Annotated in this window: 12 protein-coding genes; 11 read left to right on the top strand and 1 reads right to left on the bottom strand. The window is 49.7% G+C overall.

The window, feature by feature from the left end:
* Positions 1 to 292 precede the first annotated feature (292 nt).
* The 3 genes from HER31_RS16350 to arsB all read left to right on the top strand — a co-directional run bounded on the left by HER31_RS16350 (position 293) and on the right by arsB (position 3109).
* Positions 293 to 1009, top strand: a complete 717-nt coding sequence (locus tag HER31_RS16350) for a hypothetical protein (protein ID WP_168662189.1) — start codon at positions 293 to 295, stop codon at positions 1007 to 1009.
* A gap of 629 nt (positions 1010 to 1638) precedes the next feature.
* Positions 1639 to 1980: an ArsR/SmtB family transcription factor gene (locus HER31_RS16345; protein ID WP_168662188.1), complete on the top strand. Its 342-nt coding sequence runs from the start codon at positions 1639 to 1641 to the stop codon at positions 1978 to 1980.
* Positions 1981 to 2059: 79 nt separating this feature from the next.
* Positions 2060 to 3109, top strand: a complete 1050-nt coding sequence (gene arsB / locus HER31_RS16340; protein WP_168662186.1) for an ACR3 family arsenite efflux transporter — start codon at positions 2060 to 2062, stop codon at positions 3107 to 3109.
* Positions 3110 to 3171: 62 nt separating this feature from the next.
* On the opposite strand, the gene rihA is transcribed toward arsB, so the two are convergent.
* Positions 3172 to 4107, bottom strand: a complete 936-nt coding sequence (rihA, locus tag HER31_RS16335) for a pyrimidine-specific ribonucleoside hydrolase RihA (RefSeq protein ID WP_168662184.1) — start codon at positions 4105 to 4107, stop codon at positions 3172 to 3174.
* A 294-nt stretch (positions 4108 to 4401) separates the two neighbouring features.
* Between rihA and HER31_RS16330 the strand changes: the two genes are divergently transcribed.
* The 8 genes from HER31_RS16330 (at position 4402) to recG (ending at position 14891) form a co-directional block, all read left to right on the top strand.
* Positions 4402 to 6108 (top strand): DNA recombination protein RmuC, encoded by a 1707-nt coding sequence (locus HER31_RS16330; RefSeq protein ID WP_238786854.1) that lies wholly within the window; start codon positions 4402 to 4404, stop codon positions 6106 to 6108.
* Positions 6109 to 6529: 421 nt separating this feature from the next.
* Entirely contained in the window at positions 6530 to 7153 is a 624-nt protein-coding gene (gene gmk, locus HER31_RS16325; RefSeq protein ID WP_168662182.1) for a guanylate kinase, read from the top strand.
* Between the two features lie 64 nt (positions 7154 to 7217).
* Complete coding sequence (gene rpoZ, locus HER31_RS16320; protein WP_168662180.1) at positions 7218 to 7496, top strand: DNA-directed RNA polymerase subunit omega; 279 nt, start codon at positions 7218 to 7220, stop codon at positions 7494 to 7496.
* Between the two features lie 16 nt (positions 7497 to 7512).
* A complete protein-coding gene (spoT, locus tag HER31_RS16315; RefSeq protein ID WP_168662178.1) occupies positions 7513 to 9624 on the top strand; it encodes a bifunctional GTP diphosphokinase/guanosine-3',5'-bis pyrophosphate 3'-pyrophosphohydrolase in 2112 nt (703 codons plus the stop codon).
* Positions 9625 to 9634: 10 nt separating this feature from the next.
* Positions 9635 to 10018, top strand: a complete 384-nt coding sequence (locus HER31_RS16310; protein WP_168662176.1) for a RidA family protein — start codon at positions 9635 to 9637, stop codon at positions 10016 to 10018.
* Positions 10019 to 10082: 64 nt separating this feature from the next.
* A complete protein-coding gene (gene trmH / locus HER31_RS16305) occupies positions 10083 to 10793 on the top strand; it encodes a tRNA (guanosine(18)-2'-O)-methyltransferase TrmH (RefSeq protein ID WP_168662174.1) in 711 nt (236 codons plus the stop codon).
* A gap of 288 nt (positions 10794 to 11081) precedes the next feature.
* A complete protein-coding gene (locus tag HER31_RS16300; RefSeq protein ID WP_238786853.1) occupies positions 11082 to 12731 on the top strand; it encodes an AMP-binding protein in 1650 nt (549 codons plus the stop codon).
* A 72-nt stretch (positions 12732 to 12803) separates the two neighbouring features.
* Positions 12804 to 14891, top strand: a complete 2088-nt coding sequence (recG, locus tag HER31_RS16295) for an ATP-dependent DNA helicase RecG (protein WP_202983568.1) — start codon at positions 12804 to 12806, stop codon at positions 14889 to 14891.
* The last annotated feature ends 23 nt before the right edge of the window (positions 14892 to 14914 follow it).

Genomic DNA, 14914 nt, shown 5'->3' with positions numbered 1-14914 from the left:
ACCTCACAAATTACACAAAAATAAGTGCAATAACGAAGGTATGGCGAAACCTACGCCGAGTTACGGTGAAAATTCACACAGACTGCCGATATAATTCAAGACTTAGCGCTGCTTCAAAGCGGCGTTACTTGCCACTACGTACATTAGAAAACCAACAAGTACTATGACTTTACGAACCATATTGATTTTTATGAACTGCGCCCCAGTTGAAAGCTCGAGAATTGCTACCATTCACCAATGAACATCGAGTTACCAAGCCTCAATACAGCGATGGCACATGGATGAGACACACATGAGCATGAATGCGACCAGCCCTCTTTTGGCTACTTATCAAGACCAATTAAATACCATAATTCAAAGAGCTGGAGCTTGTGATGCTGCTTTTTTACTCGACTTCTCTGAGCCGGAATTCTGGCTAGGTAAAGGATGGTTGAAAGGGATCAAAAACCGAAAATCACTGCTTTACACCAGCCCTGAGCTAGAGCGGTTTATGCACCGAGTTCGTTCTGAATTAACCAAGTTAGACCATGATTTAATGAGGTCGGTAGAGCGCGAGCGTTATGTGTGGAGTCCAGAAGCAACGTCATTCCATGGATATGCGCAGCCATATCGAGAGTATGAAAAGCAGATCACCTTATCCTTCGAACTTCCCGGCTTTCCCCACGTTAAAGCCGGTTGCAACCTATTTTTCGAACTTGGTTTTTGTCAAGATGAAGCCTCAATACTCAGCCACATTAATTCAATAGAAAAAGATCTTCAGATCTTAGCCATCAACATCGCATCACAGCGACTATTGGCAAGCCCTTTGGAAGACTATCAATTACTAAAACCTGCCACGGTAGGTATTATCCGCGATATTGCCAATGGTCTTTCCCGCAAGCAGTTATCCGAAACCCACTTTATGACTTCACGAGGGATTGATTATCACGTGGAAAAGGCAAAGCTAACTCTAGGTGCTAAGAATACATCACAGTTAATTCACCTTTCCCACCAAATGCTAATTATATAAAAATACTCAACCCTGCTGGGGCAAAGCTTAGGGCGAGATCGCGAACATTTATTGAGTTGCGACGGCTAGATTTGACCAGCAAATTCAGAATATCGAATAATTGCTAACGCTCTAATCGCCAGTGTTACCAGTGGGGTTACGACATCGTAGCCCCATTTATTGGCTGTGTCGTAGTTAGCTGTTGAAGTTTATCTTAAGCCTTCGGCTTCACCGATTTCGGTGCTTTTAGGGGACTATGTCGCGGTGGCGACGGCACATTCTTGTATGCATTAGCGGGGAGCTTCGCCCCCTTTGGAATCCCCCTTTGCCTTAGGTCGCAGTCCAAAACGCTTCGCTGAACTGCTCCAATGCGGCAGAAGATCAATAGCGGTAGTGCTTTATCCTTGTATCGCGACTCGCCAAGCTAGCGCTTTAACAGCCTTGGAAAGAGCAACACTTAATTGGTACACAGCCCATTTATTTAATAACCTTGATGACAGTAATGGTGGCAGCACCTTCCCGCCGTTAAGTAACAATCAGCCAACCACATCGAACGTGGCTACCTAGCTCAGTAACAATAAAAGCTTGCGTGTATAGCCATCGTCGAATTATCATAATCGTAATTCGACGATTAACTATAGTGCAGTGTGATGACAACTTCTTGTACAACAGTAAATGTCACAGCCTTTTCAGCGTCAGCGCAGCAGTTGGCCAACGAGCAGAAGTTTGCCGCTTTAGCTAAGGCACTGTCGCACCCAGCTCGAGTCAGAATCATCAAGATTTTGCTCACTCTGGACAATCTTAATGGTTGCCTTAACAGCGATTTGGTCTCCCAACTCGGTTTGGCACAGTCAACCGTGTCAGAGCATCTGCGCATCTTGAAACAAGCGGAGCTGATTAGCGCCGAGCCGATCCCGCCACGGATGTGCTACCGAGTAAATCGCAACAAATTAGAAGAATTTTCCAACCTTTTCAGCGCAATTGTTGACTAAGTCCTAGCCGTTAGTGCTATCACACGGTACAACTAACGCCAAAACAATCGCCTTTCGACGATAAACGAAGATTATAATTATGAACTTTGAAGCAACACAGCCCAAGCTTGGCTTTCTCGATCGCTATCTCACCGTCTGGATCTTCGTGGCAATGGCCGTTGGCGTTGCCATCGGCGTAGCATTTCCACAGGTCGAACAGTGGAACGAATCGATGTCAGTTGGTAGCACCAACATTCCATTGGCTATCGGTTTAATTTTAATGATGTACCCGCCACTGGCTAAGGTGAACTACCACCTACTGGGTGAAGTCACCAAAGATAAGCAAGCGCTGACGCTGTCACTGTTAATGAACTGGGTTGTTGGCCCTATCTTGATGTTTGTATTGGCGATGATCTTTCTTGGCGATCAGCCTGGTTACATGGTTGGCATCATTCTCATCGGCTTGGCTCGGTGCATCGCCATGGTATTAGTATGGAACGACATCGGCGGTGGTAACAAGGAATATGGGGCGGCATTGGTTGCCATCAACAGTGTGTTTCAAATTGTCACCTACAGCTTTATGGCTTGGCTATTTATTACCGTGCTGCCACCAATCTTTGGCTACGAGGGCATGGTGGTTGATATCTCCATGGCCGAGATTGCCCAAAGTGTTGCCATCTATTTAGGTATTCCGTTTCTATTGGGTTTTGCTAGCCGCGAAATATTGGTCAAGCTGAAAGGCGAACAGTGGTACAACAGCGAGTTTATTCCCCGTATTTCACCTATTACCCTGATTGCCCTGCTGGCAACCATCGTGCTGATGTTCAGCCTTAAAGGCGAGATGATTGTTGAGCTGCCAATGGACGTCTTCCAGATAGCCATTCCACTGGCTATCTACTTTGTACTGATGTTCTTCGCCAGCTTTATGGTGGGTAAGAAGATGGGCATTCCCTACGATAAGAACGCTTCCATCGCCTACACCGCTACCGGTAACAACTTTGAGCTAGCAATCGCCGTATCTATCGCCGTGTTTGGCATCAACTCCGATCAAGCCTTTGCCGGTGTAATTGGCCCACTGATTGAAGTGCCAGTCCTGATTGCATTGGTTAATGTAGCACTGCGGATGAAGCGACGTTACGCCATCGTATAAGCCACGCAATACACTATAAAGCCGCTCACTCGAGCGGCTTTTTGCTTGTTATCTCTACTACCTCAACCGTAGAAGCGCAGGCGCTCAACCAACAGATCAACAAAGCCTTGTCGGTCTAGCCCTAACGCCACCGTGGCGTTGGCTGGTTTACCGGTTAATTGATAGCGATCCACTACCGTCATCCCTTGGGTATGTTCACCTTTGGTTTCAATGCCAACCCAGCAATCAACGGTTTCAAACAGCTCTGGGGCTAACAGCCAAGCAATGGTGCAAGGGTCATGCAGCGGCGCACCGGTAAAGCCCCATTTCGGATCTCGGTGGTAGATCATAAAGAAGTCCAACAGCTCCGCGGTTACTTGGGCTACCGGATTATTGATAGCACGGATCCGGTCAATATCTTCATCCATGATCTGCGCTTGATGAGTCACCTCTAAACCACACATGGTGATTGGAATACCGGCCTTAAACACCACCTCGGCCGCTTCAGGATCAACGTAGATATTAAACTCCGCTGCTGGGGTCCAATTACCCAACGTCGCCGCTCCTCCCATCAACACAATTCGCTCAATGTTTTGGTGCAATTCAGGGTGGCTAGCCAACAATAGCGCGATGTTGGTGAGCGGCCCAGTTGGCACAAGCGTAACCGGCTGTGCAGATTGGCGGATCTTCGCTGCCATCAACTCAACCGCAGTTAGCGGTTGCGGCGCAAAGCTCGGTTGTGGCAATGCTGGGCCGTCTAACCCGGTCTCGCCATGTACGTTATCTGCAATTATAAGCTCTCGCGCCAACGGCTTAATCGCCCCACCAGCAACGGCAACATCACTGCGTCCAAGCAACGTTAGTATGCGCAGTGCATTATTGAGCGTCTTATCTGGGGTTTGATTACCAGCACTGGTGGTAACCGCCAGCGGCTTTAGCTCTGGGCTTGCCATGGCAAGAATTAACGCAATTGCGTCATCATGGCCTGGGTCGCAATCAACAATAATCGGGCGAGGCATAAGTTTTCCTTAACAAAAGACATAATCAATCTAGGGGGTAGCTCAGCAGTGTCGCATGTTGATTCGCTTCGCAGGTTGATCAAGGTGGAAGATTTTGCCAGCGCCTAAAAGTTATCGAGATGCCCCCAATCGAATTGTGATTGCATATAGATAAATGTTACTTGGCCGACATAAAAGAAGTAACAGTCTGAACCAAATACGCTTTTACGAATCATCACAATTGGAACCCCAGTCTATATTCGTTATGGTTCAGCTATAACCTGCTCACCCCCTATGATCGAGAACCCTGCGCAAATGGATATTTCTGCACTACTGACCATCCCGGTTGAAATCAAACTTTTACTCTCCGGCATCGGCTTGGTCGTTGCGGCTGTGGGCTATGGTTTGGGGCGACGTTCATTATCGTCATTACAGCAACAACTGACCCAACATCAACAAGAGTTGCAGCAGCAACAGACGCATGAAAATAAGCTCAGCCAACAGTATTTTATGCTGCAAAAGGAGCATGCTCGGTTAAATGGCATAGAGCAAAAATATGAGGATCTGCGCACTGAGTTGGTTCGATTAAAAACCCTATTTGCCACCGCCGACGCTGAACTTAACCATGCTAAAAACAATTTGTTGAGCAGCCATCAACAGGCGGAACAGCTGCAGCGCAGCAACACCGCCAGTAGCGAAGCCAATGTTGAGTTAAAGACTCAGCTACAGCAGGCACAAACCGCGCTTGAAGAGAAACAAACCAGTTTCCGCACCCAAGCAAACAGTGCTCAACAGCGCGAGCAAGAGTTAAAAGCAGAGTTAACCCAAGCCCGAATCAAGTTGGAGCAGGCACAGATTGAGCAACTGGCATTAACCACCGAAAATCAAGAGATCAAAACCTCGCTGCAAGAAAAGCAGCTGCACTTCGCTGAGCAAATGAAATTGCTTGAGCAAAGCAAAGCCGAGCTCAGCAAACAGTTCGAGCAATTGGCCAATGAAGTCCTCGATAAAAAGGGCCAAGCGTTTAGCCTGATGAACAAGGAGAGCATGGCCAACATACTTTCACCTATTCACGCCGAGCTAAAAGGCTTCAAAGAGAAGGTGGAAACAATCCATACCCAAGAAACCGAGCAACGGACAAAATTGCGTACCGAGCTAGAGAACCTGCAAAGCCTCAATCAAGCCATCAATGAACAGGCAGATCGCCTCACCAATGCCCTGCAAGGACAGAAAAAGATACAGGGCAACTGGGGCGAACTGATGCTCGAAAACGTATTGGATAATGCCGGTCTCCGTCTTGGTAGCGATTATCAGCGTGAGCAAAGTTTCAATACCGAAGATGGCCGCTTGCGCCCCGACGCTGTGGTGTATCTGCCCCACGGTAAGCACTTAGTTATCGATGCTAAAACCTCGCTCAATGCCTATACCCGCTTTGTTAACGCCAACGATGAACTGGAACGCGCCGGCGCCATAAAGCAGCACACCATAGCGGTGCAAGAGCGCATCAACGAACTCGCCAGCAAGAACTACGACAAGCTACCCGGGCTAAACTCGCCGGAAGTGGTCATTATGTTTATCCCAATCGAGTCTGCCTACGTTGAAGCATTGAAGGCCGATGAAACCCTGTTCCAACGCGCGTTAGAACAAAATATCTTAGTGGCTACTCCAACCACCCTGCTAACCAGCCTTAACATCGTCCGCCAGTTATGGCGCTTTGAAGATCAAAATAAACACACCGCCGAGTTGGCTAACCGAGCAGAAAAGTTTTACGACAAGCTGCGGCTATTTTTGACCTCAATGGAGGCGGTAGGCAAGCAGATGGATAACGCTAAAAGCAGCTACGACAAAGCATTAGGGCAACTGTACCACGGTCGCGGCAACCTGATTAAACAGGCGTCGGAATTCAAAGATCTTGGGGTTTCAGTGCAGAAGGAGCTACCGGCTGAGCTAGTAGAGAAAGCCCACTTAGAGCTGGATAACGGCGAAACACCGCCACGGCTGGTGCCAGCACCATCAGCTTAAGTCATAAAAAACAGACAAAAAAATATCAGCCAATTGGCTGATATTTTTTTACGGAGGATGATGAGTCTAGACTCGATTAAGTTGCTCTTACGAGCCCGCTGCTGACGTGTTACCTAATCTTGTTTCGACAATTTGAGAATACCTCTGTTTGAGCTCAATGCCAATAAGACAATATCAATCACAGTTATCGATTTTTTAGCTCGCCAGCTCACGAACGGCATTCGCTCCACCAAAGCCAACATAGGGGCGAACCAGCGACCTATAATGAACAATTGTGTTGGCACGAATTTTTTGCAAAAGTTGGTCAAATCGCTGCTGCGTGGTAGAGTTGCCCGCTTTATTTTATTCCACGCCTTTTGCGCTTGGAATGGGACTTAGTACGGCTTGTAGTTGAGCCAATAACGTCAGGATCGCATTCACCATGGCTCGTCGTGGCAATCTGTTTATTCTCGCTGCCCCAAGTGGTGCAGGAAAATCCTCTTTAATCAGTGCACTACTGCAAGATGAACCGGCCGACATGCAGGTTTCGGTATCACACACCACCCGTTTACCGCGTCCCGGTGAAGAGGATGGCGTGCACTACCACTTTATTACGGTAGAGCAGTTTAAAGATCAGATTAACCAAGGGCACTTCTTCGAATACGCTGAAGTGTTTGGCAATTTCTATGGTACTTCTAAAGTTACCATCGAGCAGACCTTACAAAACGGTATCGACGTATTTCTCGATATCGATTGGCAGGGCGCTCGCCAAGTCAAAGCGCAGATCCCTGATGCCCTTGGAGTGTTTATCTTGCCGCCGTCACGACAAGAGCTTGAACGCCGACTCAACAGTCGCGGCCAAGACAGTGCCGAAGTGATTGCCGATCGGATGGCGGAAGCCGTTGCTGAAATGTCCCATTACGATGAGTTTGACTACCTCATCGTAAATGATAATTTTGATGATTCGCTCGCCCAGTTGCAGGCCATCGTTAAAACTCAACGTAACCGCTTGTCTAGGCAGGCAGAAGCGCACAGTGTTATGCTTGCAGGGTTATTGTCGCAATAACGCTTTTCATGTACACTTTTGCGTCATTTTTTAAATCGTTTTTTAGACACAGGAGTTCCTCGTAATGGCACGGGTTACTGTAGAAGACGCCGTAGAACAAATCGGCAACCGTTTTGACCTGATCCTGGTCGCTGCTCGTCGCGCCCGCCAACTGTCTGTACAAGGCAAAGAAGCGCTGGTTGACGAGGAAAACGACAAGTCCACCGTCGTGGCGCTGCGTGAAATCGAGCAAGGCTTGATCACCTCTAGCACTCTGGATGACCAAGAACGTCAAGCTGAGCGCGAAAAAGAAGCCGCCGAATTGGCTGCTGTAGCTGCAATTGCAGAGGGTCGCACCCTGTAATTTTGGGAGGTCGCCGTTGTACCTGTTTGAAAGCTTAAAGGAACTGGCTGCCAGTTATCTTAATCCGGAGCAGGTGGAGCAGCTTACCCAAGCTTACATCACTGCTCGGGATGCCCACGATGGGCAGATGCGCTCCAGTGGCGATCCCTACATCACTCACCCAGTTGCGGTTGCCCGTATACTGGGTGAAATGCGTTTAGACCACGAAACGTTGATGGCGGCGCTGCTACACGATGTCATCGAAGATACACCGACTACCAAGGAAGATCTGGCCGAGCTGTTCGGTGAAGATGTTGCTGAGTTAGTGGAAGGCGTATCCAAACTCGACAAACTCAAATTCCGCGATCGCGAAGAAGCTCAAGCCGAAAACTTCCGCAAAATGGTTATGGCCATGGTGCAGGACATTCGGGTTATCTTGATCAAACTCGCCGACCGCACCCACAACATGCGCACCTTGGGCTCTCTCCGCCCAGACAAAATGCGCCGAATCGCCCGCGAAACCCTCGAAATCTATGTACCACTGGCTAACCGCCTTGGTATCCACAACGTTAAAAACGAACTGGAAGATCTCGGTTTCCGTGCGCTTTATCCAATGCGTTATCGCGTTCTTAAGAGCGTGGTTGCCGCTGCCCGTGGTAATCGCAAAGAGTTGATGCATAGCATCGAGACCGCCATTCAAGGCCGCCTCGAAGACGCCAACATCCCTGCGACCGTGCAAGGGCGAGAAAAAAACTTATTCTCCATCTACAACAAGATGGTGAACAAGGAGATCCAGTTCCAACAGGTCATGGATATCTACGCTTTCCGTATTACGGTGAAGAACATCGATACCTGTTATCGTGTCTTAGGCGCCATGCACACCCTATATAAACCACGTCCAGGCCGCTTCAAAGATTACATTGCTATTCCCAAAGCCAATGGCTACCAAAGTCTGCATACCTCACTATTTGGTCCCCACCAGTTACCGGTTGAGATCCAGATCCGTACTGAAGATATGGATCAGATGGCAGATCGCGGTGTCGCTGCGCACTGGCTCTACAAAGACGATGATGATTCCAATGCCGTTACTGCAACCACCACCCAGATCCGCGCCAGAAAATGGATGCAGACGCTGCTGGAGTTGCAACAAAGTGCCGGTAATTCATTTGAGTTTATCGAGAGTGTAAAGAACGACATGTTCCCGGACGAGATCTACGTATTTAGCCCTAAAGGCCGAATTCTAGAACTACCAACCGGGGCCACGGCGGTCGATTTTGCTTACGCGGTTCATACCGATGTTGGCAACGAATGTGTCGGTGCACGAGTTAACCGCCAAGCCTACCCATTATCGAAGCCGTTGATCTCAGGCCAAACCGTCGAAATTATTACCGCACCGGGTGCTCGCCCGAATGCCGCTTGGCTCAATTTTGCCGTTACCGGTAAGGCTCGTGCCAAGATCCGTCAAGTGCTAAAGAACGTAGCTCAAACCGAATCGGTTACCTTGGGTCGACGTCTGCTCAACCATGCTCTTGGTGACGTGCGTTTAGAGGAGATCGATCAGGAGCGGCTCAATCAACTGATTGAAGAGTCGAACTTCAATACACTCGACGATTTACTTTCTGCGATTGGTCTTGGCGACATCATGAGCTTGGTCGTAGCACAACGTCTGCGCGATGAGTTTGAGCTGCCAACCAGCAGCAAAGATAAGCTACCGATCAAAGGCGCTGATGGCATGCTGGTTACCTTTGCCAAATGTTGTCGACCTATCGAGGGCGATGACGTTGTTGCCCACGTCAGCCCAGGCAAAGGCTTGGTGGTCCATATTGACACCTGCCGTAATATAGCCAAAAACTTGGAAAGTGAACCGGAGAAATTCCTACCGGTGCAGTGGACGGACGGGGCAGATACCGAATACCTTACGGAATTGCGGGTTGAGATTGTAAACCACCAAGGCGTGCTTGCTAAGCTAACCTCGGTCGTTGCCAGCGCGAAAGCGAACATCCAACACCTTAATACTGAAGATCGAGATGGCCGAACCTATCTGATCACCATGACCCTTACCGTAACCAGCCGGGTTCATTTGGCGAATGTGTTGCGTAAGATCCGGGTGATGCCAGATGTCATTAAAGCCGCTCGCAGCCGAAACTAAAGGAAGCCACATGGCAGAAAAAGTGATCATCGCCACCGAGAACGCCCCAGCGGCCATCGGTACGTACTCTCAAGCAGTTCGAGTTGATAACACCGTTTATTTATCCGGTCAGATCCCGCTGGATCCTAAGACCATGGAAAAGTGCGGCGAAGACTTTGATAGCCAAGTAGTACAAGTGTTTGAAAACCTAAAAGCAGTTTGCGAAGCCGCCGGTGGCTCTTTGCAAGATGTGGTAAAACTGCAAATCTACATGCTCGACCTAGCTAACTTTGCCAAGGTTAACGAAGTGATGGCACAGTACTTCCAGCAGCCTTACCCTGCTCGCGCTGCTATTGGCGTCAAGCAGCTACCAAAAGACGTATTGGTAGAGATGGACGGTGTGATGGTGTTGTAACACCACTAATCCAGTTTGAAAGAAACGGGGGCTTAGGCCCCCGTTGTTGTAGGAGAAAGCCTCAATGAGCCCAGAACGTTTAGCCCGCATTAACGCGATGCTCGATAACCGTCAGATCGACCTCACTATCTGCCTTGAAAATATCCATAAACCCCATAACTTATCAGCGGTAATCCGTACCGCCGATGCCGTTGGGATTGGTGATGTGCATGCGATTTGGGCTGCCGACGCTGGCCGCATTTCCAACCACAAAGCCTCTGGATCCGGTCAATGGGTGGATATCCATAAACACCCATCAACTGCGGAAGCCATTGCTAACTTCCGCGCCCAAGGAATGCAAGTGGTGGTAACCAACCTATCCGCTACCGCCAAGGATTACCGACAGGTCGATTACAGCAAACCAACCGTATTGATGATGGGCAACGAGCGTGACGGCATCACTGCAGAAGCCGTTGCATTAGCTGACCATGAAGTGGTGGTGCCGATGGTTGGCATGGTGCAATCCCTTAACGTTTCCGTTGCCGCTGCCCTTATCTTGTATGAAGCTCAACGACAACGCAGCGAAGCCGGTATGTATGGTAGCCGTAAGATCGATGAGCAAAAATGTCAGCGGATCCTGTTTGAAGGTGGCCACCCGATCTTTGCCCAAATCTGCCGACAGAAACAGATGCCGTACCCTAAAGTAAATAAATTAGGCGAGATTGAAGCGGATGATGCTTGGTGGCAACAGGTGCAGATGAGCAAAGAAGCGTGGCAACACTTGGACGATGAATAGCATTACCCTCAGTGCTGAATTAGATTCGAAATTGACTTAAACTATTGTATTTACTGATATGTTTTATAATCAGAACACGCTGTGCTGTTTTTAAAACCATTATTTGACCTAAATCAATAAGTTCTAATGTAGCGACCTCAAGGTCGCTTTTTTGTTTCCAAAGAAACAATAATCAGGCAAAAATGAAAAAAGGGTGTCCATTGGTGTAAGTTCTGTGCACCGAATCACGACAACAAATTAAAGAGCACAGTGAAGTGCCTACAAGCAACCTCAGGAATGGATAACACGATGAGCATAAAACCGAAACTGCCACTAGAGCACCTAATTCACTGGGAGCAACAGCAAGGAAGCACCATCTGGTTGCGCCAACCGCGTGAGCGTAAACTGCACGACACCACCTGGACAGAAGCTTTAAAACAAGTAACGGCTCTGGCCGGCGCACTGCGCCATCTCGGCCTCCAGCCAGGTGATAAGGTAGCCATCCTATCCAAGAACTGCGCGGAGTGGTTCATTACCGATTTAGCTCTGCAAGCCGGTGGTTTCATCAGTGTGCCAATCTACCCAACCGCCAGCGAAGACACCGTCCGCTATGTGCTCAACCACTCCGGTGCCAAAGCGGTTTTCATTGGTAAGCTCGATAACCCCGAAGCAATCAATGGTGCCATTGCTGACACCTTGCTCCGTTTTGGCATGAACTATCAATCGCTGCATACCCAATACGACTGGCAACGACTGCTTACAATGGCCGAGCCCATTGAGATCGAATTAGCTCAACCTGAGCAGATCATGACGTTAATCTACACCTCGGGCAGCACCGGCAATCCCAAAGGTGCACTGCTGAGTTACGGCGCATACTCCTACGCCGCCGATATCATTCAGAATGAGCTTAATGCTAACCCTGATGATCGCGTAATCAGCTACCTGCCGCTAGCACACATTACCGAACGAACCTACGTCGAAGGTTCAGCTATCGCCTCTGGTGCTACTGTCTATTTCCTTGAGAACCTGCAAACCTTTGTCGATGACGTCAAAGTAGCCGCGCCAACCCTATTCCTATCAGTACCACGGCTGTGGACGCTATTCCGACAAAACATCATCGATAAGGTGGGTCATTCAAAGCTCAACTTGTTGCTGAGCTTGCCTCTCATCAATAAGTTGGTTGCAGCGAAGATCCGCAAGCAGCTTGGGCTCGATAGTGCCCGGATGCTTGGTTGCGGCTCAGCGCCAGTGTCACCATCGTTACTGCAGTGGTATCGCCGTATTGGCATGGATATCGCTGAAGCTTGGGGTATGACCGAAACCGCAGGTCTGGGTACCATGAACACCCCATATCGATTCGACAAACTGGGCACCGTCGGCCGCGTTCCCCTCAACTGTGAAGTAAAGCTAGGCGACAACAACGAACTGCTGTTCAAAAGCCCTTCATTGATCGACGGTTACTACAATAATGACGCAGCAACGGCGGAAGTATTCGATGCCGATGGCTACTTTAAAACCGGCGATCAGGCTCAAATCGACGACGATGGCTACGTCAGCATCACTGGGCGTATCAAAGATAACTTCAAAACCGCCAAAGGGAAGTTTGTCTGCCCAGTGCCGATTGAACGTAAGTTATCGCAGAACCCGCATATCGAATTAGTGTGTGTTATTGGTTCGGGACAACCCTACCCTGCTGCAGTTGTTCAGTTAACCGAAGGAGCGAAGTTACTGCCCAAAACAGAGGTCGAGCAATCTCTCACGGACACTATGACCGAGATAAATGTCTTGATGGAAAGTCATGCTACGTTAGGCGGAGCGCTGTTGATTGCAGAGCCGTGGACGGTTGAGAATGATGTGATGACGCCCACGCTAAAAATCAAGCGTCATGTAGTGGAGCAGCGCTTCAACGAGAAGATTGGATCGTTGCGTAATGAACAAATCCAGTGGCAACAGCAATAACATAAGAGGCTGATCTGTTGGGGTGGTGGTGCTATTATCTGGATAAATACACAGTATATTTGGAACAGCTAAGTGACCATCGCCACCCACGACACCTTGTCGGAATTGCCGATCACCAGCCTTAAAGGGGTGGGTGATAAGCTGGCTGAAAAGTTAGCACGGATTGGTGTGCGCACTGTGCAGGATCTGCTGTTTCATCTGCCTATGCGCTACGAAGACCGTACCCAACTGTGGCCTGTAGCTTCGGTTTTGCCAGGGCAACATGCTACCGTCGAAGGGGAAGTGGCAGACGCTCACGTCAGTTACGGCCGCAAACGGATGCTGAGCGTTACCCTCGTAGAAAACAGCGGTACCGTAGTGCTGCGCTTCTTCAATTTTGCAGCCGCCCAGAAAGATGGCTTCAAAGTTGGCACTCGGGTGCGCGCCTTTGGCGAGATCCGCGCTGGGATGAAAGGGGCTGAGATCATCCATCCGGAGTATCATATCCTTGGGGAGCGAACCCACCCATTGCTGGAGGATGCATTAACGCCAATCTACCCCAGCACCGAAGGCCTCAAGCAAGCCGGTTTACGCAAGCTCACCACCGAGGCGTTATTGCTACTGAAGCATCACAACCTGCCAGAGCTGCTGCCTGATGGCCTCTATCCCAATCAATTGTCGCTAACCGCAGCACTTCATTATGTCCATCGTCCGGATCCTGACGCAAATCAACAGCAGCTGCTCGACGGGCAACATCCAGCCCAGCAACGATTGGTCATGGAGGAGCTACTGGCACAAAACCTATCCATGTTACAGCTGCGCCAACAATGCGGCGGCCAACATGCACTACCACAGCAGGTCGACCCCCAACTTGAGCATCGCTTTTTAGCGCAATTGCCGTTCACCCCCACCAATGCCCAAACCCGAGTTTTAGCAGATATCCGTCAAGATCTGGCTCAGAGCGAGCCGATGATGCGCTTGGTCCAAGGTGATGTCGGCTCAGGTAAAACCTTAGTGGCAGCCCTTGCGGCGCTCACCGCCATCAGCAACGGCCATCAGGTCGCGCTCATGGCTCCAACCGAGTTATTGGCTGAGCAACACGCCATCGCCTTTCGCAATTGGCTTGAACCACTTGGCGTCGAAGTCGCTTGGTTAGCAGGCAAACTGAAAGGTAAAGCACGCCAAACCTCATTGGGTGCCATCGCTTCGGGTGAAGCGAAGATGGTGATAGGAACCCATGCCATCTTCCAAGCACAGGTTGAATTTGATCATCTCGCTCTTGCCATCGTCGATGAGCAACACCGCTTCGGTGTCCATCAACGGTTGGAGCTGCGTGAAAAAGGCCATAAAGAGGGCCGCTATCCACATCAGTTAATTATGACCGCCACGCCGATCCCGCGCACCTTGGCGATGACCGCCTATGCCGATTTGGATGTCTCAGTTATCGACGAGCTGCCACCAGGACGCACGCCAATCACAACCGTCGCCATTGGCGATACCCGCCGCGACGACGTCATCGAGCGGGTTCGCCAAGCCTGTACCGAAGGTCGCCAAGCCTATTGGGTCTGCACTTTGATTGATGAATCCGAGGTGCTGCAGTGTCAGGCAGCAGAAGACACCGCGACCGAGTTGGCAGAGCGCTTACCACAATTAAGTATCGGCTTAGTGCATGGGCGAATGAAAGCCAGCGAAAAGCAGGAAGTGATGCAACGCTTTAAAGCGGGTGAACTGCACCTGCTCGTAGCAACCACCGTAATTGAGGTTGGCGTAGACGTGCCCAACGCCAGCCTGATGATCATCGAAAACCCCGAGCGACTAGGTTTAGCTCAGTTACACCAGCTGCGCGGTCGAGTTGGCCGTGGTCGAGTCGCCAGTCATTGTGTTTTGCTCTATCACGGTCCATTGTCGAAGACCGCACAAGCGCGACTCGGGGTGTTACGCCAAAGTAACGATGGCTTTCTTATCGCCCAGAGAGACTTAGAAATTCGTGGCCCAGGCGAAGTATTGGGTACCCGTCAAACCGGTTTAGCGGAACTTAAAATCGCCGATCTGGTCCGAGATTCAGAGCTGATTCCACAAGTCCAACGTTTGGCTGGCCATATCATGCAACATTTCCCGGAACGCGTGCCCGCCATCATCAATCGTTGGCTCGCAGGCAAAGAGATCTACTCTCAAGCATGATCCGGATCGATTAAGCTGTGATC

Source organism: Ferrimonas lipolytica, assembly GCF_012295575.1.
Taxonomy (GTDB): Bacteria; Pseudomonadota; Gammaproteobacteria; order Enterobacterales; family Shewanellaceae; genus Ferrimonas; species Ferrimonas lipolytica.
The sequence above is the reverse complement of the archived record's forward strand: the minus strand, read 5'-3'. Positions and strand labels throughout refer to the sequence as shown.

Bases quoted from the DNA above. Each gene is read 5' to 3' on its own strand.
- HER31_RS16310 (WP_168662176.1), top strand. From the start codon at position 9,635: ATGGCAGAAAAAGTGATCATCGCCACCGAGAACGCCCCAGCGGCCATC.
- trmH (WP_168662174.1), top strand. From the start codon at position 10,083: ATGAGCCCAGAACGTTTAGCCCGCATTAACGCGATGCTCGATAACCGT.
- arsB (WP_168662186.1), top strand. From the start codon at position 2,060: ATGAACTTTGAAGCAACACAGCCCAAGCTTGGCTTTCTCGATCGCTAT.
- gmk (WP_168662182.1), top strand. From the start codon at position 6,530: ATGGCTCGTCGTGGCAATCTGTTTATTCTCGCTGCCCCAAGTGGTGCA.
- HER31_RS16350 (WP_168662189.1), top strand. From the start codon at position 293: ATGAGCATGAATGCGACCAGCCCTCTTTTGGCTACTTATCAAGACCAA.
- HER31_RS16330 (WP_238786854.1), top strand. From the start codon at position 4,402: ATGGATATTTCTGCACTACTGACCATCCCGGTTGAAATCAAACTTTTA.
- rihA (WP_168662184.1), bottom strand. From the start codon at position 4,107: ATGCCTCGCCCGATTATTGTTGATTGCGACCCAGGCCATGATGACGCA.
- HER31_RS16345 (WP_168662188.1), top strand. From the start codon at position 1,639: ATGACAACTTCTTGTACAACAGTAAATGTCACAGCCTTTTCAGCGTCA.
- HER31_RS16300 (WP_238786853.1), top strand. From the start codon at position 11,082: ATGAGCATAAAACCGAAACTGCCACTAGAGCACCTAATTCACTGGGAG.
- rpoZ (WP_168662180.1), top strand. From the start codon at position 7,218: ATGGCACGGGTTACTGTAGAAGACGCCGTAGAACAAATCGGCAACCGT.